Genomic DNA, 23037 nt, shown 5'->3' with positions numbered 1-23037 from the left:
CCCGCCGGCCCGCGCAGCGGACCCCGCCAGGGATGGTGCCGCCTGACGTCGCGTCAGGTGCAACCGGGAGAACTCGGCGCTACCGGGCCTTGTACCTGACGTCGCGTCAGGTAATAGCGTCGACCGGGGTGATCACATGGACGAACGATGCTGGAAGATCGGTGACCTGGCCGCGGCGACCGGCCTCACCGTCCGCGCTCTCCATCACTTCGACCGGATCGGCCTGCTGGTTCCGACGCTGCGCACGCCGGCCGGGCACCGGATGTACACCGGCGGCGACGTCCGCAGGCTGTACCGGATCCTCGCGCTGCGCCAGCTCGGGATGCCGCTGGCCCGCATCGCCGAGTCGCTCGAGGGTGACCCCGGGGACCTCGGCCTGGCGGCAGGCGCCCAGCTCGCGCACGTCGAGCGGACCATCGAAGCGCACCAACGGCTGCGGGTGCGGCTCACGGCCCTGCTCCAGGCCATCCTTCGGGCCACCGAACCGTCCATCGACCAGCTCATCGAGACCATGGAGGCACTGGTGCGGGCCAACGACTTCACGCCCGAGCAATCGGAGCAGGCGAAACGGCGGCACCTGGAGCCCGGGTTCCCCGGCAGGCTCGCCGAATGGCGACGACAGGGCGGACAGATCGTCACCGAACTCCAGGCGCACGCCGCCGACGGAACCGACCCCGCCGATCCCGCCGTACAGGAGCTGGCACGGCGATGGACCTCGGTGATCCGGGACATGGCGGACGGGGATCCGGCCATGATGTCGTCGATCTACGCCCGGATCGCCCGGAAGGGGCCTGAGGAAGCGACCCAGGGCGTGCTGACCGCGCAGGTCTGGGACTACCTCCAACGGGCGTTCGCGGTCGGATTCGGCGTCTGAACTTCCTGGCCCTCTCCGGAGCAAGATCGAGTCGGCCGGGCGCGCATCTCCGGCGGAGCAGGTCACCAGGGGACCTCGCGGGGGCGGGTCCCCGGCCGGGGCAGAAGGCGGCGGCGCGGTGGGCTCGCCGGCCTCAGGGGGCGGTCGCCGCGCGGAGGGCGTCGTCGAGGGTGGGGTGGATGTCGAACGCCCTGTCCAGGGCGGTGACGGCCAGCAGTCGCGTGAGGGCGGCGGGGACGCCGGCGAGCATGAACCTCCTGCCCTGGGCCTCACCGCGGTGTAAGGCGAGGACGAGCTCGCTCATCCCGATCGAGTCGCAGAAGGTGACCGCCTCCAGATCGACGATCACCACCCGGACCTCGGGCGATCCCTCTATGTGGTGCAGTTCCTTCCGCAGGACGGGAGCGGAGTCCAGGTCGAGAGCGCCGGCGGCGCGGACGACGACGGCATCGTCCCGCCGGTCCGACACGACGGTGAAAACGCGATTGGAACATGACTTGGAAGTCATGGTGGCTCCTTCGTGGAGGTGAAGCCGGCGTCGCCCGCCTGGGCGACGCCGGATGGCACATGCGCCCTCGCCGCCGCCGTGAGCGATCGCGGTGAGGACCCGGCCGCGACCCTCCGGCCCCGCGATCGGTCCATGCCCCGGCGTATGCCCTGAGGGCGAGAAGGGAAACGGCGACCCCCCGGCCACCAGCGAGAACGGCCACCGGGCACCGAGGCAGGCATCGAACCGCGAGGCGGGCCAACGCGCGACCTCACCGGACGCGGGCAGAGGCGCCGGGCAGAGGCGCCGGGCAGGGCGGGGAGGTCAGACGCTGCGCAGGACGGAGACCACGATGCCCAGCACCACGGCGGCGTCACCGTCGATCACGTCGTAGGCGGGGTTGCGCGGTTCGAGAAGGACGTGCCCGCCGCGCCGGCGGTACACCTTGACGGTGGCCTCGCCGTCGATCATCGCGGCGACGATCTGGCCCGAGTGCGCCTCGGGCTGCCGCCGTACCACGACGATGTCCCCGTCGCAGATCGCGGCGTCGATCATCGAATCGCCCCGCACGCGGAGACCGAACACCTCGCCGCGCCCGGTGAGGTCGCGGGGCAGGGTCAGCGTCTCGTCCAGGTGCTGGTCGGCCAGGATGGGGGTGCCCGCGGCGATCTCCCCGACCACGGGCACGCTCACCAGGTCGCCGGCCGACTCCGGCGCCGATGCCCGCAGGAACAGGCGCACGTCGATCGGCCGGGTCATCGTGGCGCTCCGGCGGAGGTACCCGTTCTCCTCCAGGCTCTTCAGGTGTTTCGACACCGATGACGACGACCGCAGCCCGACCGCGTCGGCGATCTGACGCGTGCTCGGCGGATACCCGTACCTGACCACCCAGTCGCGGATCACGGCCAGGATCCGCTGCTGGCGCCGCGGCAGCACCGAGGAGTCCAGGTACTCGGACAGGTCGGCATCGTCGTAAGTCGTCACCCGGGAAATGCTAGACGCACCGGCACCCGGCGGCGGGTGGGTCAGGTTCCCGGGGGCGGCTGGGCAGGCGTGTAGGCGGTGGTCAGGAAACATAGGACCGGGCCGAGATCGGGCGGGTTGGTGCCGACGCCGACGACGACGTCGGTGCGCGCGGCGTCGAACCACAGCGAGCACGTGTCGTCGCGCGGGTCGTTCGGGTCGTACAGCGCGAGCGCGACGCCCGTCCCGTTCACGTAGTAGCCCCACACCAGCACCTGGTGGTTGCGGCCGAGGTCGCCCGGGTTGAGGCTCTTGAGCTTGACCAGGCAGATCGGCCGGGGCACCCCCGCGTCGATCCACTCCTTGATGTTCGGCCACGCCTCCCTGATCATCACGGCGGACCGGCCCGACATGAGCCCGACCGGCTCCAGCACGCCGCCGTCGGTGTCGGGGTAGGCCGGTTCCATGATGGCGAACAGCCGGGCGGGCAGGTTCGGGATGTCGAAGGAGTCGAACAGCCGGCTCACCAGGAAGTCGAACAGCGGGTCTCCCTGGCCGGGCGGCGCCACGACCTGCGGGGGGATGCTCCGGCCGGCCATGTAGTAGTCCAGGGCGGCGTACACCATGCCGCCGCACAGGCCGTTGGAGGCGTCGCCGATGGGGAGGCGGGCCAGGCCGAGGTCGATGGTCGTGTCCGTGGTGCCCGCCGGCCAGCTGTTGGGGAACCGGAAGCCGTGCGTGCTGGGCCGGAAGGGGGTCAGGTGCCACTGGGCCGGTTCCAGCAGCCAGGTGACGGTGGTGGTGGCGCCGGCTCCGCCACCGCGCAGCATCGCCCAGCCGGGCGGGCACACCTCGTCGTAGCTGTTGCTCCCGCCGTAGGGGTTGTCCCAGTGGAGCTCGGCGATCGGGCCGGCGTCGCCGATGTGGTAGCCGACCCGGCCCTCGGTGCCGGTGAGCACGCCGTTGGACTCGGTCCGCCAGCTGACGGTCTCGCCGGGGCCTATCGTCCAGGCGGGTTCGATGCCGCCGCTCCAGATGCCGTGCGGCAGGTCCTGCCAGGCCTTGCCGAGCACCTGGCCGGTGGCGTTGGTTACCGTGACGACGGTGCTGCGTGCCGCTGTCATCTGCTGCTCCCCTTGACTGCCGTGTGCCGTTCTGTTCGCGTGAGCACGCCCGGTCAGGTGACGGGCGGCACGTACAGGTCGCCGCCGGTCATCGGCTCCCACGCGGAGAACGCGCCGGTGCCCGCCCTGGTCAGGTTGCGCCGCCGCCACTCGAACCGGGGCGCGTCGGGGGACATGCCCGCCACCAGGTCGGCGAGGGTGTAGGCGAGGCGCACGGTCTTTTCGTACTCCTCGCGGGTCAGGAAGACGGTCACGGGTTCGGTGCCGCCCCGTCTGAGCTGGACCTCCAGGCCCTCCAGGTCCGCGAGCGCCGGCGGCAGGCCGTCGGCGTGCTGGAGCTGGAAGCTCCGCACCCGCACGGTCGTGTCGAGGTTCACGGTCGCGGCGAGCTCGTGCACGCGCTCCAGCACGTCGGCCGCGGTGACCTCCAGCGTCACGCGGTCGAAGTCCAAGGCCATCCGGCCGACGACGCGCGGGTCGACCGGCTCGCGGGGTGTCAGGGTCACGGAGGTCTCACCGCCCGGCGGGACGGTGAACGGCAGCGGGGAGAGGTCCGCGGGGACGGCGTCGACGGGCTGCTGCCCGGCCGGGGTCATGACCAGCAGCGTCGCCACCGCTCGCCGCACGGTCGCGGCCCCGGCGGCGAGGTTCTTGACCCGCGCGGTGAGCGCGCCGGCGCCGTCCGGCTCGACCTGCAGGAACTCGTCGCCGGGGTTGTCCAGCCTGATCCGCACGGGGATCTCCCTGACCGTGCCGGCGTCCTCGGGCGAGGTCTTGAGCGTGAGGCGGACGGCGGCCTCGATGCCGGTCGCGGGCCCCTGCGCGGGGGCGAGCATGCGGCACAGCAGCGTGTAGAACTCAAGGCTGCAGTCGTAGACCAGCTCGAACCCGGCGGGGTCGACGGCCGACCCGTCCGGCTGCTCCACGACGTCGCCGCCGAGGCCGGTGAACAGCGAGGACGGGCGGAACTCTGTCTTCTCCAGACCCCCCACGACGAACTCGGGGTAGGCGAGGTTCTCCGCCTCGGCGATCGTGGCGCGGAGCCGTTCGAGCGGCTCGGGGGCGAACCACGGCGTCAGCCCGAACCGCACCCGGACGCGGTAGGCGGCGCTCGGCGGGCGGCCCTCGGGCACCGGTTGCTCGCGCAGCAGCGCCGTCACCGCCGGGATGCGCCGTGCGGTGTCGAACGCCAGCCGGTACTCGGTGGGCAGCACGTAGTACTGGTTGGGGACGGGGGAGGCCTTCCACGGCCCCGCGGGCCCGGCGATCCACACGGTGTCGGGGTCGAACCCGATCGCGCTGTTGACCAGCGCGTAGATCGGCCGGTTGGCGTGCGACTCGGTGGGGAACCACATGGAGATCCCCCGCTGGTCGGCCGCGAGCGCCAGCGTGTCCTCGTGCGGTTCGGACCGGTATGCCGGGACCGGTACCCGCAGCACCCACTGGTCGGGGGTGCGTAACAGCCGGCGATCGAGCCGCTGGATTCGCGGGGCGAGGGGGACGTCCTCGGCCACGAGGGCCGCGGCGGTGAAGGTGACCTCCACCGGGTGGTACTCGACGAGAGCGGGGTCGGCCTGGTCGATGATCGGGGTGAGCTCGATGGGGTGCGGCCTGAGCGGCCCCCTGTCGATGGCGATCTCCTTGGGGGGAAGCTTGAAGGGGTCGGGGCCGTCGCCGGAATCGTCCTGCTCCGGCTCGGGCAGGGCCAGCCGCCAGTGGACGGTGCCGGTGACCGTGAGCGCCGCGGTCTGGTCCTTCTGCAGCACCGCGGCCACCCGGGCGGCGTCGTCCAGCCGGGCCACGGCGACCAGTCGGCGCGCCGCCCCCGTGCCGCCGGCGGGCTCCTCGTGGACCTCGCCGAAGACCACGGAGACCCCCGGGACGGAGGTGGTGAAGGCGACCTTCACCTCCTCCACCGGCAGCGGCGCGGCGCCGGCGGGGATCGCGGGGTGGCGGCCGAGCTCCAGCGTGACCCGCAGCTCCCAGGCGTCCCCCGATTTGGCGAGGAAGACCGCGGGCGTGGCCGAGGACGGCGTGCGCCGGGGGATCGAGGCCACCGGCACGTAGTACGTCTGGCCGGAGACGCCGGCGCACGGCAGGTGGACCCGGGAGGGCGGCGCGGTGAGCACCGGCGCGGCCTCGGCCTCCGCCTGGGCCACCGCGCCGGTGAACCGGGTGAGCACCGACGGGTCGTCGCCGAGGAACAGCGGCACGCGTCCGGCGGCGTTCGCCGGGAACTCGCCTTCCATCTGTTCTCCTGTCCTGCCGTTTAGAGCTCGATGACGAGGAACGGGTCGTCGGTGGTGACGGGGCCGACGACCTTCTTGACGCCGTCCACGCCGTAGCCCTGGATCTCGTAGGTGAACCGGGCGGCGGAGGCGTCCCGCAGCGGGACCGTCCAGGTCTGGCTCGCGGGCGTGGTTCCCGGGGTGTACTGGACGGTCTTCTCGGTGGTGCGGCCGGTGGCGGGGTCGGTGTGCCTGAGCCGGACCACGACCAGCCGCCACTTGGACATGTCCAGCAGCGCCGGCTGCACCTCGACGTTCAGGGTGGCGCCGGTCACCTCGCCGACGAACTGCGCGCGCTCGTCGCCGGTCTGCCATTCGCCGATGCTCGCCGCGCCGTCGGCGTAGGCCACGTCGACCTTGTACCGGTACTCCTGCCGGTCGGGGTCGCGCAGCCACACCTTCCAGACCCACGGGTCGTCGTGGGCCTCGAAGACGTGCACGGCGTCGACCTCATAGTGGTTGGCGGGGTCCTCGTAGCGGACCGACAGCACGATCGACGAGATCGGCGGGAAGGCCCCCTGCGGGGTGAAGGTGACGGTGAGCGTGTCGTCGAACGAGGTGTCGATCACCGGGCGGGGCTCGGTGGAGCGCACGGGCGGAAGTTCCATCCGGCTGTCGTCCAGCAGGCTGAGGACGACCTGGTACTCGTACTCCCGGGACGGGTTGCCGTCGGTGTAGGTGAACCAACTGCCCTCGCTCTCGCCGGAGGTCAGCGTCACCGTCTTGGTGGCGGAGGGGGAGTTCAGGCCGGGGTAGCGGAACGTGACGTCGGCCCGCTTGACGACCTCCCACGGGATCTTCCCGCTGACGCAGGTGACCTGCACGCAACTCAGGGCGTCGTAGCCGATGACGAGGCTCTTCAGGTTGGTCTGGACGGGCGGGACGTGCACCGAGTTCTGCGAGGCCCGGTAGTGGAGCGTGCTCGAATAGGTGAAGGTGTCCTTGGGGGTGCCGTCCGCGGCCTTGGCCATCGACGTGCGGAAGTAATAGACCTCCTTGCCGGTGGTGAAGTCGAACGTCTGCGAGGCGGCCTTGGTCTCGGCGTGGCCCGGCCGGTCGTCGGTCTGCCGGTAGTCCAGGTGCACCTGGATGGTGTGGATCGGGTCCTTCTCGAACTCGGCGGTGACCCGGACGGGGACGTCGAGGCGGTGGAAGATCGGGGTGTTGAGGTCGGCCTCCACCGTCAGCGCGCTCAGCACCCCGGGGTCGATCACTTCGAACAGCTTGGCGTTGGGGTGCACGCTGACCGGCTGCGACACCCGGCCGTCCAGAGTGAAGTCGATGGTGCCCTTCATGGACTGGGTGAAGTCCTTGAGCCAGAGCTGGTTGCCGCCGAGGACGGGAGTGCCCGCCGGCTTGAAGTTCTGCAGCGGGTCGGTGCCGAGCTTGTCCTTGTTGAGGTCGGGGGTGAACCCGGGGGTGAAGAAGCGGTTCTTGAGGTAGCCCTGGGCGATGTCGAGCACGAGGCTCTCCAGCTGCTTGGACGCCTCATCGGCCTCGGCCTGGCCCTGGCCGTCCATGGCCGGGAAGTTGACCTTGTCGAACGTCACGTGCAGGCTCGCGATCTTGGTCTGCAGCTCTGTGAGGCTGGATATCTGCGGATATCTGCGGACGACCACATCACCCTTCTTCTCCTCGACCGTGGTGTGCTCCTTGAGCTCGTTGTAGACGTCCTCGGAGTTCCCGGTGATAGAGATGTGGATGTTGGGCAGCCTGGCCTGGTACCTGAGGCTGTAGTAGACGCCCCCTGGCGAGACCCCGCTCTTCATCGACTCGCGGAGCAGGCGCGCGCCCTCCTGGCCGAGCAGCATGGTGAAGCTCGCGAGGTTGCCGGTGGTCAGGGAGGGCTTGTCCGACCCTTCGTAGCCCTTGAGGAACGTCGGTCCGGTATTGGGCATCATGACGAACTTCACCGTGCCGTCCACCCAGGTCGGGTAGGAGAGGCGGGGCGTGCCAGAGGCTCCGGAACGCCGGCGGTAGGCGACGGCCCCCTCGTGCATCGAGGCCGTCATCCCGCCGTTCAGGACGTCGGCCGTGATGTAGTCGATGATCTTCTCCTGGTCCTCCTGGCTGACGACCAGTTCGAGGGTCATGCTGAGCAACCCGCCCTCGGTCTCGCCCTTGGGGAGTTGCTCCGCCGCCGTGGCCATGAGGCTCAGATCGCGCGCGAACGCCATGAACGAGATGGAGGGCCCGCCGTCGTCGGTCAGGGCCAGCGACGGCTTGCCCTTGACCATCCAGAACTGCAGCTCGTCCTCGTCGTCCTGATAGATCTCCACATGGTCGACGCCGGGGACGATGAACTTGTTGAAGAGGTTGAGCATCTCCGCTCCCTACGGGGGTGGCAGTCGCAGGACGAGGATCTTGTGGTCCGAGGCGGTGTCCGGCACGGTCCTGCGCGTCCCGTCGGCCAGGTAGTACGTCGCGGTCCAGGTGTAGGCGGCGGGCGCGCCCGGGGGCACCGGCGCGGTCCAGGCGCGGGCGCCCCGCTGCGCGGGGGAGAAGCTCAGGGAGGCGGTGGCGCCGGGGCCGGTCAGCCGCACCACGACGAGCTTGACCTGGGCGTAGTCGACCAGGTCGTCGGCCACGGTGACGGTCAGCACCGTCTCGGGCATGTCTCCGACCTCGACGACCTGGGACCCGGAGGCCTCGACCCACTCTCCGGCGCGCTGCTCGCCGTTCGCGTAGGTGCTGGCCACCTTGTACCGGAAGCCGGGCGGCTCGCCGGGCAGCAGGCCGACGGTCCACGTCGCGGTCTCCGCGCCGGGCCGCAGCACCAGGGTCTCCCGGGTGACCCGGCCGTCGGTGCCGGTGTGCTCGCACTGGACGATGTGCGCCGTCGCCGTGCCGAACCCGCCCGGTGCCCGCAGCCGCACGGCGAGGAAACGGTCGTAGGGGCCGGTGAGCACCAGGCGGTCGCCCCGGCCCGGCGTCCAGGGCCGCTCGACGCGGCGGCCCGTGCGCAGGTTGTACCGCACCCGGTGCTCCCAGGGCCGGTCGATCAGCGTGGAGACGCGCCGCTCGGACACCGCGCGGCGCAGGTCCTCGCGCAGCAGCACGGTGTCCACCACCCCGTCGTACCGCAGCCCGATCTCCACCGACTCGGTCGGCCCCCAGTCCACGGCCGTGCCCTCGACCTCCACGCGCAGCCGCCCGGCGGCGGGCACGCGCAGCAGCAGGTAGCGGCCCCGTGAGGTGGCCTCGGGCAGGGTCGCGGTGGCCGCGGTGCCGGCGAACTGGACGACCGCGTCGTAGGTGTAGACCGGCTCGCCGCCGGGCGGCAGGACGGTCTCGGCGACGTCCACCGAGGCGCTGTCGGTAAACAGGGCCTCGTGCCGGAACGATCCGCACCGCAGCCGCAGCCGGACCGAGTGGAGGTCGTCACCGGCGAAGTCGGCGTCGCACTGCGTCTCCACGCGCAGCGTGCGGAAGATCGGCGCGCTCAGGTCGGACTCGTGCCACCCCTCCGCGGGCAGCGTGAGGTTCCCGCCCGGGCCCGCCCTGCCGGTGATGACCGCGCCGGCCGACAGGACGACGTCGTAGTCCGCGCCGTCCGCGGCCAGGTCGCGTGCCGCCCACTCCGCGAGCTGCCGCCGGAACTCTTCCAAGGACGTGTCGCGCTCGTCGTCGCGGTCGAGGACGTCCACGCCCGCCTCGCCGCCCGCCGACCACAGGCGCACCCTGCCTTCGGGTAGCCGGGCGAGGAAGGTCAGGTCGTAGGCCACCGTCAGCGGGGAGGTGGTGCCGCGGGCCTGCTCCCACACCAGTGTGGCCGCCTCGGCCGTCAGGGTGGCCTCGAAGGTGGCCGTGCAGCCGTCCATCAGCGAGGGCCGGACGGAGATCGGTGCCTGGCCCGGGACGGTGAGCCATGCCCTGCCGTCGACGAACCGCGGCGATCGGATGTCGGGGGTCAGGCCGCCGGAGTGCGCACGCAGCCGGTCGGCCAAAGCGGCGCCCGGGCCGGCCAGTTCGGTCTGCAGGCTGAGAAAGCTGCCCCCATTACCACTATTTGTCCGATATTTCATAAATGAGAAGCAGGATGATCCATCCGGCCCGCGACGGACACCGGGAATCGCGGGTACGAAGTAATAGACCGACCGATCATGGTCATCGGCGAAAACAAGATCCGCTCCCCCGAGCGGCAATGCGGGCAGCGACAGCAAACGACCCCCCTGCCTCGATCGTTGGGGCGACTGTAGACGCCGGAGCCGGGGTCCAACAAGCTAATTAGCGGGATATGAGGTCTCAGATTTGGACCGATATACAGGCGTGGCTATTTGTCTTGACGTGTGTTTATGGCGGGTGAGATCGTCGCGATGTGCCGAACGCCTTCTTCCTGGACGACGCCGATTCCGCGATCGTGCACGTCGTGCCGGGAGATCTCCAGCCGGCCATGACGCCCTCGGGCACCCCGATGGTGACGCTGATCGCCTCCGGCGACACCGGCCTGCTCACCCTAGGCACGGTGTGGTGGCCCGGCGAGGCGGAGCTGTCCGCCGGCCTGGCCGCCGTCGCGGCGGATCTGGGTGGATCCCCCGGCGAGCTGCGGGTGACCGCGGCCGCGCTGACCGCGCTGTCGGTGTCCGCCTGGGTGCGGGCCGGCGACGGCTCCGAGCACGAACTCGGCCGCGTCACGCCCTCAGGCACCCCGCCCTTCTCCGCGGCCCTGTCCGTGAACGTCCCCGCCGAGCATCTCGGCGCGGTGCGCAGGGCCTGCCTGGGGGAGCCCGGCCTGCTGTCGGTGCGGCTGAGCGGCGAGCTGGCGCGGGGGCACACCGCCTCCACCGTGCTGGCCGCCGCGCCCGGGGGAGAGGTGACCCGGCGCCGCCTCCATCTGCCCGGCTGCGACCCCGCGGTCATCGCCGCCGCCGACCGGCTGGCCGAGGCGCGGCTGGCCGAGGCGCGCGCCGCGGGGCCCGCGTCCGACGTCGTCCTGCGGGTCTCCGCGACCGTGCGGCAGCCGTCCGCCGACCCCCTCGCCCGCACGGCCGACGTCGGCGCCTGGATCCGCGGCGCCCCCGAGGGGCACGTCTACGAGTACGAGAAACCCGAGGAGCGCCAGGCCGCCCCGCCCGGGACCAAGCCGGTCGGCGTCGGCTTCGACGCCTCGCGGGCTCCCGTCGCCCAGATCGAGGCGCGCTGCGGCGACGCCGTGGCCGTGCTGCCGCCCCCCTTCGATCGGCCCGCCGAGATCGTCTGCGACGGGGAGCTGACGGCGGTGACCTCCTACCTCACCGGAGGCCCCGCCTACAGGTGCGCGGTGCGGGCAGGCGCCTCCGGCTGGACCCTCACCGCCGCCGACCTCGGACTGGCCGAGGTCAGCGTCGACGCCACCGCACTCCGGGACCGGGGCGCGACGCGGGTCGAGGCGGAGGTCCACTACCAGCCGAGCGGCGAGGGCACCTCCGAGCGCCGCACGATCGAACTGGGCGACGACGGCTGGACCACCTCCTGGTACGTCGTCAGCCGTGCCCCCGGCCTGTCCGGCGAACTGCTGGTGACCGGGCTGAACGTGACGCCCTCCACGCTCGCCGCGCCGTCCTTCCTGCGATCGGCGGCACCCGACCTCGTCCTCTGAAAGCCGGCACCGGCTTCCCCGGCCGCCCCGACCCACCCTGAGTCCCTCTGACCCGACCCACGGAGGCCCGACATGATGCGGACGGACCTGGTGCAGACCATCGCCGGCGTGGAGGTGCACAGCGACGACACCGACCCGCACGTGTTCTACGCGATTCCGGACCAGCCGAGGTTCCGGGTCGACGACGACGGCAAGCTCGTGTTCCTGTTCCAGCGTTACCGGTCTCCGAGGAAGCGCCCCGACGGGACCTTCGGCGGAGGCTTCGCGACCTTCGACGTGGAGTTCAGCCTCACCGACGCCAAGCGCGAGGCGGTCCTGGAGGAGCTCAGGCGGCAGGTGACCGCGGCCAGGGGCCGGCCGGAACTGGTGCGCCTCGGCGCCGTCCAGTGGGCCAAGGGCACGGCCAAGCTCAACCTCGCCGGCTCCGCCGGCGGGTTCGTGACGTCGGTGTCCAACCCGGCCGGCCCGTCGTTGTTCGGCAAGAACATCACGCCGTTCACCGTCGAGCTCACCGAGGACGGCGCCGTGCTGTTCGAGGCGGCGATGAAGGGGCTCGGGGGGGTCGTCCAGGTCTCCTACGAGATGAGCGCGTGGGCGCGCCTGCCTCCGCTGACCGGCACCGCCGGCTTCGACTCCGCCAAGTACTACGACTTCGTGCAGGAGGCCAAGGACGACGCGGGCTGCGGAAGCGACGAGTTCCTCAACAAGATCAGGGAGAGCATCTGGAGCAAGGAGATCCTCAATGTGACGATCACCTCGGGCGGCGGGGCCGACGAGCGCGCCAAGGAGCAGATCCGCCAGAGCCTCATCCGCACGCTGGAGGACACCACCGCCAAGAAGATGCTGGAGCAGCTCGGCCGCTACGAGGGCGACCAGACGGTCCTCGAGGACTACGAGACCATCCGCCGCGAGTACCACAAGATCAAGATCGACAGCTTCTCCTACACGATCACGGAGAACGCCGCCGCGCTCTGGCCCGCCAACCCGCAGGGCACCCTGCCCAACATCGTCTCCATCGTCGGGCCCGGCGCCCTGAACGAGTACTTCAAGGAGATCGACCTCGACCACCCCTTCTTCCGCAGGCTGGAGGTCAAGGCGCGGGTCAACGCCGACTTCGAGGCGCTGTCCATCCACAGCGTGGACCTGCACATCGACTACCAGGGCAGGCACAGCGGCGACATGCACTTCGCCAAGGAGGACGACGTCCAGACCTTCACCTGCTTCAAGGACGGGGGCCCCGACGAGTTCACCTACCAGTACCGGGTCAACTTCAAGGGCGCGGCACGGGCGTACGAGTCGCCGCCGAACCTGCCCGGCAAGGGCGGTGAGATCACCCTCAACGTGGACGACACCGGCCTGCTGATGGTGGATATCGAGGCGGGCGCCATCGAGCCGGCCAAGTTCCCGCTCGCCCTGGTGACCGTCCGCTACACGCCGTCCACCGGCCCGGAGATCGAGGAGCAGTACGCCGTCACCGCCGACAACAAGAAGTACTCGCTGCGCGAGCCCATCTACGAGCCGCGCCGCGGGCCGGTCAGGTACCGCATCGAGTACCACGACGCGGAGGGCCGGACGCTCACGACCACCTGGCTGGAGACGGTCCGGCGCATCTACGTGAACACCCCCTTCCACGAGCTCAGGAAGGTCCACATCAGCGCCACCGGTGACCTGACCGCCGAGATCGAGACCATCTCGGTGGACCTTTCCTACGCCGACGCGGGCAACGACTACTCGGTCGCCGAGACCGTCGAGCTCCGCAAGGGCGACACCAGCTTCGACTGGGAGGTGCCGGTCATCGACCTCAAGGCCGGCGAGATCACCTACAGCGGGTACATCCGCCGCTACGACGGCTCCGTCGAGCGGATCCCGCCCACGGTCCTTGCGGGGGGCAGCTTCGTCGTCGGCGAGAGCTTCGGCGCCTTGATGGAGGTGAGGATCGTCCCGGACCGGGTGGACTTCACCCAGGTGGCGCTGGTCACGGTCGAGCTGCGGTACGGCGACGACCAGTTCTACGACGTCCTGTTGCGCCCGGGGGACAGGCCGGAGCCCTGGCGTGTCGAGCTGACCGCCCCGTCCGAGCGCCGGTACCGCTGGTCGGCCACCTACTACATGAAGGACCAGACCGAACGGGCCGTCCCTGAGCGCTCGTCGGACAACGCGCAGCTCGTGCTGCCCGCCCTTCCTCCCGCCTGAGGTGCCGCCCGCATGCTGTACCTGAACCCGCCCTACCTCATCGTCAAGGGCGTCTCGGTCTTCGGCGACCACGCCGACCCGCTCCAGTGGTACTACCTGCCGCTCCAGCCCCGCGTCTCGGTCCGCCCCGGCGACGACGGGCGGGAGATCCCCGCGTTCTCCCTGCTGTGGTTCCGCTCCGGCGGCGAGCGGACCGGCGGGCTGCTCAACTTCGACGTCGACCTGCGGGTGGACGACGCGCTGCTGCGGGCGGTCGCCGACGAGATCCAGCGCACGATGCGGCTGCCCGGCACGCCACGGCTGGGGCCGGTCCCCCTGGAGGACGGCACCGTCCGGCTGATGATGATCGGCCAGGACCTCGCCGTGCCGGCCGGCGCGCCCGCCCGGTTCGTCGTGAACGCCGTCCACTCGGCCAAGCCCAGCCTCTACGGGGACGACCGGGCGGTCTTCTCGGTGCTGCTCGACTCAGAGGGCGCCGTCATGATCAAGCGGATGCTGGACGGCGAGCTGATGCCCGTCGGGGTGGTCTACTCCCTGGACTACCTCGCCCTGCGGCCCGCCTACGCCGTCCGGCTGAACATCGACTGGAACCGGGTGCAGGAGCGGCTGGACACCGAGTTCACCGGCGACCAGATCTTCTACTCGACCCAGATCCTGGAGTGCGTCGACTCGCTGGTCGAGAGCCGCGCCATCACGCTGGAGTCGGACCTGTTCGTTCCCGAGGGCGCCGACGCCAAGGGCGTCATCACCCGCCGTGACCAGGCCCTGGCCGAGGTCCGCGACATGATCACCGACGCCTTCTTCACCCCGTCGATCGACCCCTCCCGGCCGCCGCGCGACGTGAGCGACGTGACGGCGTTCCTGGACTCGATGCACCATGGCGCGGTCACCGGAGGCGGGCTGTTCCCCTCGTTCACCTACAACAAGACCCACTACTCCCGCCTCGACGCCAAACGGCTCACGGTGACCATGAGCGAGCGCACCGCCGTCCGCCGCACGATCAACCCGCAGGCGCACCTCGCCGGGATCGGCGAGGCGATCCGCGCGTCCGGCAGGCCGATCGGGGAGTTCGTCATGGACGTCGACACCGAGCATCCGTGGTTCCAGCGCCGCAAGGTGCGCGTCCTGTCCCGGGTCGACTTCCCGCGCGGCCACGTGGTGTCGGTCGACGCCGAACTACGGTACGGGGACCGCGTCAAGAACGTCGTCCTGGACGCGGGGAAGGCCGACGCCGACGTCGACTGGCCCTCGGTCGTCGACGGCGACCGCATGGTCATGCCCGTGCGGGCCACCGCCACCGTGCACCTCGGCCAGGTCGAGAACCTGCGCAGGCCCTCCCAACTGTCCCTTCCGCCAAAGGTGGTGGAGGGCGAGGTCTGGGAGGTCTTCACCGACGCGCTGTTCGCGATCGTGACCGTCCAGATCAGGGCCGAGGAGGTGCCCTGGGACCACTGGTCGGCCGTGGAGGTGTCGCTGCGCCACCGCGCCCCCGAGCACGGGGTAGAGCAGACCGCCACGATCAGGCTCACCAGCGGCGTCCCGGCGTGGGACTACCCGCTGTACGTCCCCGCCGGCGCCTCACCCGCGTTCGACCACCGCCTGCGGTACGTGGCGAAGGGGAGCCAGGACCACGAGACCGCCTGGACCACCACGACCGTCGCCGAGGTGCGGGTGCGCGACCCGTTCCCGGCCAAGCGGGCCCTGCTCGTCATCGCCCAGGTGGCCTGGGCCGAGGTGACCCAGGTCCTGGTCGAAATAACCTACGAGGACGCCGCGAACGGCGTGCGCGAGGAACGGACCCTGCAACTGTCCGGCATGTCGCCCACCGGGACCTTCGGCGTCGACCTGCGCGACCCCTACCTGCGCAGGATCGAGTGGCGGGCCATCGTGCTGCGCGCGGACGGAGGCGCCGTGCGGGTCGGGCCCTCCGCCACGACCGAGCCCACCCTGCTCGTCGACCCCGGCATGACGCCCCACCAGGTGGTCCTGGTCCGGGCCGCCCTTGGCGCGAAAGTGCGCGATGTGGCCGTGACGTTCGCACCGCCCGGCGCGGACACCCCGCTGGGCGAGCTGACCTTCACCCCGGGCGGTCCTCCCCAGGAGCTGCACTTCGACGCGGCCGACCCCGCCTACCGCTACCAGGCGCTCGTCCGCTACACCAACGGGCGCGTCCGCACCGTGGACTGGAGCGGCTCGCGGTCCACCGTCCTCGCGCTCACCTTCGACTGATCTTCTGGAGGCCGCATGCTGCAGCTGGGCGCGAGCTCCCTCGTCATCGACGGCGTCACGGTCTTCCGGGACCACGCCGACCCGAGTCTGTTCTGGTACCTTCCTGCCCCGGTGCGCCTGTCCGAGCGGCCCGGCGACGACGAGCCGGCGTTCACGCTCGTCGTCTACAAGCCGGCCGCCGTGGCGGGCGGGGCCAAGGGCGGCGGCTTCCTGATGTTCGAGGTGGACCTGCGCCTGGACGAGGACGTCCGGCGCCGGATCCTCGGCGAGTTGCGGCGCTTCGCCCCCGAACCGGTGCTCAGCCCGGTGCCGTTCGACGACGGCGAGGTGCAGTGCGTGGCGCTCAACGTACAGGGACCCGCGGGCACGCGGGACACCGGCGCGTTCGCGGCCGTGGAGGAGATCCTCGGCGCGGCCGTGCCCTCGCTGTTCGGCGACAACAAGGCGATCTTCAGCCTCACCCTGTCCACCGCCGGGGCCACCGTCATGCGCCAGGTGTTCGATCAGGGAGGCGCGCCGGTCGGGGTCATCTACAAGCTGCGCTTCACGGCGCTGCGCCCGGCGCTGCACGTCAGGATCAGCGCCGAGCTGTCGCGGGTCTACCAGGAGCTGTCGCTCGGGCTGAACGTCCAGGTGTACTGGGTGCGGGCCGGCATCGAGGCCGCCTTCCAGAAGCTCGTGCAGGACGGGGTCATCACGATCGAGGTGGCCGACTTCGTGCCCGGCGGCGAACGCGCGCAGCAGGAGCAGTGGGCTCTGGACTTCTTCCGCGACAAGCTGCTCGCCGAGTGGTTCGAGCCCTCGCTCAGCCCGTCCGGCCAGCCCGTCTCCACCACCGGGACGGCCCCGTCGTCCTCGTCCGGGACGCCGGCCGCCACGCATCCGATGTCCGGGACCGCCGGCGTCCCGGGGAGCCCGGCGGGGACGGGCACGAGTGGCGGTGTTCCGCCCGGCGCGGCGGCCGCTCCGGCGGGCGGTGTTCCGGGTGCCGGACCGGCGGGCATGGGCGCCGCTCCCGCGGGCGCCGCCGGAGCGCCGCCTGCCGGGTCCTCGCCCACCGCCTCGGGAGGACCGCCCCCTCCGCCCCCGCCCGTCGGTGCGCCACCCACGGGCGGGCCGGGCGCCGTGCAACCGCCGCCGCCCCCGCCTCCTCCGCCGCCGGGGACCGGCGCCACGGCGTCCGTACCGGGCAGGGCACCGGCCGTCGCACCACTCGCGGGCACCTCGCCGGCCGGCGCTCAGGCGGCCGCGGGCGGCGCCGACCCCGCGCTGGTGTCGTGCAAGCTGCGTTACGTGCGCCAGGAGGAGCTCAAGCGGGTCACGCTGACGCTCGACCGGGCCGAGGCCGTCCAGCGGATCCACGCTCCGCAGGGCTTCTTCGGCCTGCTCGCCGGGACGCTCGCGGGTCCTGGCCACTTCGTCGAGGTGGATCTGGACGACCCCTTCTTCCGCGAGTTCACGGTCACGATGCAGTGCGGCGTCGACTTCACCGCCCTGGGTCTGCGCAGCATCAGCGTGGCCCTGGAGTACGGGCGGCCGACCGACCCCGGCGGGCCCAAGCGCGCGACCTTCGTCTTCGACGCGAACGACTCCGCCGACCGCGGCTTCGGCGTCTACGTCAACCCCGCGCTGGACACGGCCTACCGCTACGTCATCGAGTACAACTTCCGGGGGGAGGCCGGGTGGGCGGCGCGGGAGACCGCCTACCGGTTCGCCGGCGAGACCGAGGACCGCACCCTCGACCTGGACCCCTCGCTGCGGCTCGGGTTCCTGGACGTCACGGTCGAACCCGCCGACCTCGACCCGGGGGCGATCGCCTTCACCGACGTGCACCTCGCCTACCGCGACCCGAACGGGTGGACGCAGGAGAAGACCCTCGTCGTGCGGCCCGACGGCGCGACGCAGCACTGGCGGGTGCGCTCCGACACGCGCCTGGCCGGCGCCTACACCTACTCCTTCACCCACACCCTGGTCGACGGATCGGTCATCGCCGTGGAGCCGCGCACCGCCACCGAGACGCGGGTCGCCGTGGTCGATCCGTTCCCCGGGCGCCTGGACCTGCTCCTGGTCCCCTCCTGGGACGGCGGCGCGGGCGTGCGCACGGTCTTCGTCGAGCTGACCTATGACGACGCGGCCTCCGGCTACCACCGTGAGCTGCGCGTCGAACTGCCCGGATCACACACCACGACGACCCAGGCCCACATCGCCCTGCGCGACCCGAAGGTGCGCGACTTTTGTCATCGCTTCACCTTCGTCGCGCCGGACGGACAGGTGCGGCGGACCCCGTTCGTCTCCACCACCGACACGCTCGTCCTGATCTCGCCCCCCTGAGGCCCGTGGCAGGGGGGGGCAGGCCGTCATGAATCTTTCCTTCCGCGGCGGCGGCGGCATCTCGCTCATGTCCTGCTCATGGCCGTCGTGGGCGGGTCACGCCGCGGGGCCGGACGTTGACAGCCTTGGATGAGAGCGTTAACACTCTCGGCAGTCGAACCGTTCCGCCCCCGGACAGAGAGATGCCGATCAGCATGAACATGAGCTTCCCCCCCAGGCTCGCTGTTCGCGGCCCGGGCCTGTGGCGGGTGGTCGCGGCCGTCGTCCTGCTCGCCGCCGCCCTCGTCGGCCCCGCCGCGCCGGCCGGCGCGGCCGCGGTGACCGTCACCAACGGCACCCAGTTCCGCGACACCAGTGGGAACGTGCTGCACGCCCATGGGGGCGGGGTGCTGAAGGTGGGCGACTACTACTACTGGTTCGGTGAGAACCGCAATCCCGACGGCACCTTCCGCGCGGTCTCGGCCTACCGGTCCACCGACCTGAGCCACTGGGAGTTCCGCCGCGACGTGCTCACCCGGTCGTCGGCGTCCGAGCTCAACGTTTCCAACATCGAGCGGCCGAAGGTCATCTACAACGCCTCCACCGGCAGATACGTCATGTGGATGCACAAGGAGAACGGCTCCAACTACAACGAGGCGCGCGCCGCCGTCGCCTCCTCCGCGACCGTCGACGGCGACTACACCTACCACGGCAGCTTCCGCCCGCTCGGCCAGTACATGTCGCGCGACATCACGCTGTACAACGACAACGGCACCGCCTACATGATCTCGGCGGCGGACGAGAACAACGACCTGATGATCTACCGGCTCACCTCGGACTACCTGAACGTGAGCTCGGTCGTGGGCAACTTCTGGAACGACGCCAAGCGCGAGGCCCCGGCCCTGTTCAAGCGGGGGAACGTCTACTTCATGCTGAGCTCGGCGGCGACCGGCTGGAGCCCGAACCAGGCGCGCTACGCGACCGCGCCGAGCATCTCCGGGCCGTGGACCGGCTGGACCAACGTCGGCGACGGCACGACCTACAGCTCCCAGCCGGCCTACGTCCTGCCCATCCAGGGCTCCTCGACCACCGGGTACCTCTACATGGGCGACCGCTGGGCCGGCGCCTGGGGCGGGCCGGTGAACGACTCCCAGTACGTCTGGCTGCCGATCAGCTTCCCGTCCGACACCAGCATGAGCCTGACCTACTACCCGCAGATCACCGTCGACGTCGCCACCGGCGAGATCTCGGGCAGCGGCGCCGTCACCTCCTACCGGCTCACCGCCCGGCACAGCGGCAAGGTGATGGACGTGGCGAACGCGTCGACGGCGAACAACGCCGAGGTGCGGCAGTACACCTGGAACGGCGGCGGCAACCAGCGCTGGCAGTTCCAGGACGCCGGCAGCGGCTACTACCGGGTGGTCAGCGTGGGCAGCGGCAAGTGCCTGGACGTCGCCAACGCCTCCACGGCCGACGGGGCGAACATCATCCAGTACACCTGCGGCGGTGGGACCAACCAGCAGTGGCAGTGGGTCGACGCCGGCGGTGGCTACTTCCAGCTCAGGGCGCGGCACAGCGGCAAGTGCCTGGACGTGGTGAGCTCCTCCACCGCCGACAACGCCGACATCCAGCAGTACACCTGCGGCGGCGGCGCCAACCAGCAGTGGAGCCGCACCCAGTCCTGAGCCCGGGCGCACCGCCTCCGACGACGCCCCGCGTCACCGTCCCGGCCGGTCAGGCCAGGTTCAGGCCGCCGTCCACGGCCAGGACCTGGCCGGTGACCCAGGCGGCGGCCGGGTCGGCGAGGTGGACGATCCAGGCGGCCACCTCTTCGGGCGTGCCCCGGCGGCCGAGCGGGATGCGGGCGATCTCGTCGCGCTTGATCCGCTCGACGACGGCGTCGGGCAGTCCGGCGGCGGCCAGCGCCTCGCTCTCGGTGGGCCCGGGGGCCAGCGCGTTGACGCGGACGCCGTCGGCGGCCAGTTCCAGCGCCCAACTGCGGGTCAGCTGTTCCACGGCGGCCTTGGTGGCGGCGTAGTGGGCGGCGCCCGGCAGGGGGCGGTGGCCGTAGGTGCTGGAGAGGTTGATGATCGTGCCGCGGCCGGCGCGCAGGTGCGGCAGGGCGGCGTGGGCGAACAGGCTGGGCGCGGTGACGTTGAGGGCCAGCAGTGCGGCCACGCGCCGGGCGTCGGTGTCGGCCAGCGGCATGACCTCGGTGGCTCCGGCGTTGTTGACCAGGACGTCCAGGCGGCCCCATCGTCCGATGGCCGCCTCGACGACCGCGTTCGGCGTGCCGTCGGCGGTGATGTCGGCGGGCAGCGGGACGATGCCGGGGTGCTCGCCGGCGGTCCGGCGCAGGGCCTCGGCCCGGCGTCCGACGCCGAGCACGTGCGCGCCGGCGCGGGCGAGGGCGACCGCGGTGGCGCGGCCGATCCCGGACCCCGCTCCGGTCACGATCGCGACGCGGTCCTGAAGGCGGCCGGTGGGCGGGACGGTCACGTGGGGCTCCGTTCGTCTGAGGCGTCGCGGCGAATCGGCCTTCGTCGCGGTGCGGTCGCCAGCTAGGACAGGACACCGCCGCGACCTGTGACAATGCTGGGGGAACGGCGCTCGCGACGGCACGGTGTCACAGATCGGCGGGCCGTCCGGTCTCAGGCGCCAGGGACGTACGGAGCGACGGGAGCCAGACCTTGCCACCGACCGGCACCACCATGCGGATCCGGGTCCGGATGAGCGCTCGTCCGATCGACGAGCCGCACCGCGTGTCCAGCCAGCTCGAGCTGCTGTTCGACCTCACCTTCGTGGTCGCGGTCGCCGCCCTCACCGCCCAGTTCGCGCACGGCGTCGCGGACGGCCATGCCCTGGCGGGAGTGATCCCGTTCCTCCAGGTGTTCTTCGCGATCTGGTGGGCGTGGATGAACTTCACCTGGTTCGCATCGTCCTACGACACCGACGACGTCGCCTACCGGCTGCTGACCATGGTGCAGATGGCCGGCGTGCTGGTGCTGGCCGCCGGTGTGCCGGCGGCGGCCGACCACGCCGACTACGGTGTCGTCACGCTGGGGTACCTCATCATGCGCACGGCGCTCGTCGGCCAGTGGCTGCGGGCCGGCCTGGAGGACCCGGCGCGCCGCCGCACCGGGCTGCGCTACGCCGCGGGCATCGGCCTGGCGCAGGTGGGGTGGATACTGCGCTACCTCCTCATGGACACCGGCGTCCTGCCCTCGTCGTTCGGCCTGCCGTTCTTCGCCGCCCTGGCCCTGGTGGAGCTGGCGGTGCCGCGATGGGCCGAGCGGAGCGGCGCCACCACCTGGCACCCGCACCACATCGCCGAGCGCTACGGACTGTTCACCATCATCCTGCTCGGCGAGAGCGTCCTGGCCGCCAGCCGGGGAGTCGGAGGGGCGCTCGAGGCGGGGGAGATCGGCACTCCTTTCGTGGTCATCGCCTTCTCCGGCCTGGTGCTGCTGTTCGCGCTCTGGTGGCTGTACTTCCTCGTCCAGGCGGGAGAAGGGCTCAGCGACCGCCGTCACCGGTCCTACCTGTGGGGCTACGGCCACTACGGCATCTTCGCGGCCCTGGCCGCCCTCGGCGCCGGGCTGGAGGTGGCGGTGGAGCGCACCGGCCACGAGGCGGCCGTCTCGCCGCTGACCTCCGGCTACGCCGTCGCCGTCCCGGTCGGGGTGTGCCTGGCGCTGCTGTGGGCGGTGCACGCGCTGGTCATGGCGCGACCCGTCACGAACCCCGTCGCGGTCGCGGGCTGCGTCATCGTCATCCTGGCGCTGCCGCTCGCGACGTCCCTGATCGGCGTGGCCGCCGTGATCGCGGCGATCGCCGGCACCTGCGTCCTGCTGGTCGCCGTCACCGTCACCCGCGGCGGGGCCCGCGGAAGAAATACCGGTGAGGCTGTCACAGGGCCCGGGGCCGGCCGGTCTTAGCTGCCGACCGGACGGCAACCCACGCATGGAGCCGAGATGAGCACTTCGAGCGGCGAGAACCGATCCCTGTACGAGCTGCGGATCGAGATCGAGGAGGAGGTGACGCTGGTCGAGGAGAGCCACTCCGAGGAGGCCCTGGACCTGCCGGTCACCGACTGGCTGTTCGACCCGGCCGAGGCCGAGCGTGAGGAGATCGGCCTGCGAGGGCTGCTCGGCGCCGTCGAGGCGCTGGAGGGACGCGACTGAGCGCCCACGCCCCGGATCAGCGGATCACCATCTAGGAAGGTAGTAAATATCATGAAGTTCGCAGTCATCGGCGGAACCGGGCTGATCGGCTCGCAGGTCGTCCAGGACCTGAACGCGGCCGGGCACCAGGCGGTGCCGCACTCGCTGTCCACCGGGGTCGACATCCTCACCGGCCAGGGCGTGGACGAGGCGCTGGCCGGCGCCGACGTGGTGGTCAACCTGACCAACTCCCCGACCTTCGACGAGGCCTCCCTCGCCTTCTTCCAGACCTCGATGGACAACCTCCTGGCCGCGGCCGCGAAGGCGGGCGCCGGGCACTTCGTCATCCTGTCCATCGTCGGCGCCGACCAGGTGCCCGACCTGGACTACTACCGGGCCAAGGTCCTGCAGGAGGACCTCCTCAAGGCCGGGCCCGTGCCGTACTCCATCGTCCGCGCCACCCAGTTCATGGAGTTCGTCGACGCCGTCCTGTCCTGGACCGCCGACGAGAAGACCGTCCGCCTTCCCCGCACCCCCATCCAGCCGATCGCCGCGGCCGAGGTCGCCGCGGCCGTCGCCGACGTGGCCGCCGGAACCCCGCTGAACGGCACCCTGAACGTCGGCGGGCCCGACACCTATTCGCTGGACGAACTGGGCCGCCTCACCCTGCGCATCAAGGGCGACGAGCGGTCGGTGACCACCGACGACACCGCGGGCATGTTCGCCGCCGTCCACGGCGACGTCCTGACCACCAAGCCCGGCGCCCGCATCGCCCCCACCCACTACACCGACTGGCTGAAGTAACCCGCCGGACGCCGCGCCCCGCCC

General features: G+C 71.4%; 16 protein-coding genes. 9 read left to right on the top strand and 7 right to left on the bottom strand.

Annotated elements, in window-relative coordinates; translation table 11 throughout:
• Positions 1 to 136: 136 nt before the first annotated feature.
• Positions 137 to 874 (top strand): MerR family transcriptional regulator, encoded by a 738-nt coding sequence (locus tag ABZT47_RS34715; protein ID WP_354851862.1) that lies wholly within the window; start codon positions 137 to 139, stop codon positions 872 to 874.
• A 133-nt stretch (positions 875 to 1007) separates the two neighbouring features.
• Here ABZT47_RS34715 and ABZT47_RS34710 read toward each other — a convergent pair whose 3' ends face one another.
• The 6 genes from ABZT47_RS34710 to ABZT47_RS34685 all read right to left on the bottom strand — a co-directional run bounded on the left by ABZT47_RS34710 (position 1008) and on the right by ABZT47_RS34685 (position 9761).
• On the bottom strand, positions 1008 to 1382 hold the full coding sequence (locus tag ABZT47_RS34710; RefSeq protein WP_354851861.1) for an STAS domain-containing protein: 375 nt from the start codon (positions 1380 to 1382) through the stop codon (positions 1008 to 1010).
• 303 nt (positions 1383 to 1685) lie between these two features.
• The gene (gene lexA, locus ABZT47_RS34705) at positions 1686 to 2345 is read right to left on the bottom strand and encodes a transcriptional repressor LexA (RefSeq protein ID WP_354851859.1); all 660 of its coding nucleotides are present in this window, start codon (positions 2343 to 2345) and stop codon (positions 1686 to 1688) included.
• A gap of 41 nt (positions 2346 to 2386) precedes the next feature.
• Entirely contained in the window at positions 2387 to 3448 is a 1062-nt protein-coding gene (locus ABZT47_RS34700) for a hypothetical protein (RefSeq protein WP_354851858.1), read from the bottom strand.
• Positions 3449 to 3501: 53 nt separating this feature from the next.
• Positions 3502 to 5697: a hypothetical protein gene (locus ABZT47_RS34695; RefSeq protein WP_354851856.1), complete on the bottom strand. Its 2196-nt coding sequence runs from the start codon at positions 5695 to 5697 to the stop codon at positions 3502 to 3504.
• A 20-nt stretch (positions 5698 to 5717) separates the two neighbouring features.
• Positions 5718 to 8060: a hypothetical protein gene (locus ABZT47_RS34690; RefSeq protein ID WP_354851854.1), complete on the bottom strand. Its 2343-nt coding sequence runs from the start codon at positions 8058 to 8060 to the stop codon at positions 5718 to 5720.
• A 9-nt stretch (positions 8061 to 8069) separates the two neighbouring features.
• Positions 8070 to 9761 (bottom strand): hypothetical protein, encoded by a 1692-nt coding sequence (locus tag ABZT47_RS34685; protein ID WP_354851852.1) that lies wholly within the window; start codon positions 9759 to 9761, stop codon positions 8070 to 8072.
• 293 nt (positions 9762 to 10054) lie between these two features.
• Here ABZT47_RS34685 and ABZT47_RS34680 point away from each other — a divergent pair, with 293 nt between their 5' ends.
• The 5 genes from ABZT47_RS34680 to ABZT47_RS34660 all read left to right on the top strand — a co-directional run bounded on the left by ABZT47_RS34680 (position 10055) and on the right by ABZT47_RS34660 (position 19731).
• The gene (locus ABZT47_RS34680) at positions 10055 to 11314 is read left to right on the top strand and encodes a hypothetical protein (protein WP_354851850.1); all 1260 of its coding nucleotides are present in this window, start codon (positions 10055 to 10057) and stop codon (positions 11312 to 11314) included.
• Between the two features lie 72 nt (positions 11315 to 11386).
• The gene (locus ABZT47_RS34675; RefSeq protein ID WP_354851848.1) at positions 11387 to 13507 is read left to right on the top strand and encodes a hypothetical protein; all 2121 of its coding nucleotides are present in this window, start codon (positions 11387 to 11389) and stop codon (positions 13505 to 13507) included.
• A gap of 12 nt (positions 13508 to 13519) precedes the next feature.
• Positions 13520 to 15736: a hypothetical protein gene (locus tag ABZT47_RS34670; RefSeq protein WP_354851846.1), complete on the top strand. Its 2217-nt coding sequence runs from the start codon at positions 13520 to 13522 to the stop codon at positions 15734 to 15736.
• Between the two features lie 15 nt (positions 15737 to 15751).
• Complete coding sequence (locus ABZT47_RS34665; RefSeq protein WP_354851844.1) at positions 15752 to 18067, top strand: hypothetical protein; 2316 nt, start codon at positions 15752 to 15754, stop codon at positions 18065 to 18067.
• 200 nt (positions 18068 to 18267) lie between these two features.
• The gene (locus ABZT47_RS34660) at positions 18268 to 19731 is read left to right on the top strand and encodes an RICIN domain-containing protein (protein ID WP_354851842.1); all 1464 of its coding nucleotides are present in this window, start codon (positions 18268 to 18270) and stop codon (positions 19729 to 19731) included.
• A gap of 49 nt (positions 19732 to 19780) precedes the next feature.
• Here the strand turns inward: ABZT47_RS34660 and ABZT47_RS34655 are convergent, their stop codons facing one another.
• On the bottom strand, positions 19781 to 20545 hold the full coding sequence (locus tag ABZT47_RS34655) for an SDR family oxidoreductase (protein WP_354851840.1): 765 nt from the start codon (positions 20543 to 20545) through the stop codon (positions 19781 to 19783).
• Positions 20546 to 20775: 230 nt separating this feature from the next.
• On the opposite strand from ABZT47_RS34655, the gene ABZT47_RS34650 reads away from it, so the two are divergent.
• From ABZT47_RS34650 to ABZT47_RS34640, 3 genes are read left to right on the top strand one after another with little or no spacing between them, the layout of a single operon-like run.
• Positions 20776 to 21984 carry a low temperature requirement protein A gene (locus ABZT47_RS34650; protein ID WP_354851838.1) on the top strand — a complete coding sequence of 403 codons (1209 nt, stop codon included), beginning with the start codon at positions 20776 to 20778 and terminating at the stop codon, positions 21982 to 21984.
• Positions 21985 to 22020: 36 nt separating this feature from the next.
• Positions 22021 to 22230 (top strand): hypothetical protein, encoded by a 210-nt coding sequence (locus ABZT47_RS34645; RefSeq protein WP_354851836.1) that lies wholly within the window; start codon positions 22021 to 22023, stop codon positions 22228 to 22230.
• 51 nt (positions 22231 to 22281) lie between these two features.
• Positions 22282 to 23013, top strand: coding sequence for an SDR family oxidoreductase (locus ABZT47_RS34640; protein ID WP_354851834.1), 732 nt, complete (start codon positions 22282 to 22284; stop codon positions 23011 to 23013).
• The last annotated feature ends 24 nt before the right edge of the window (positions 23014 to 23037 follow it).

Origin of the sequence: Sphaerisporangium sp. NPDC005289, assembly GCF_040607455.1 — a bacterium.
GTDB lineage: Bacteria > Actinomycetota > Actinomycetes > Streptosporangiales > Streptosporangiaceae > Sphaerisporangium > Sphaerisporangium rhizosphaerae.
This window is presented reverse-complemented; position numbering and strand designations above follow the sequence as displayed.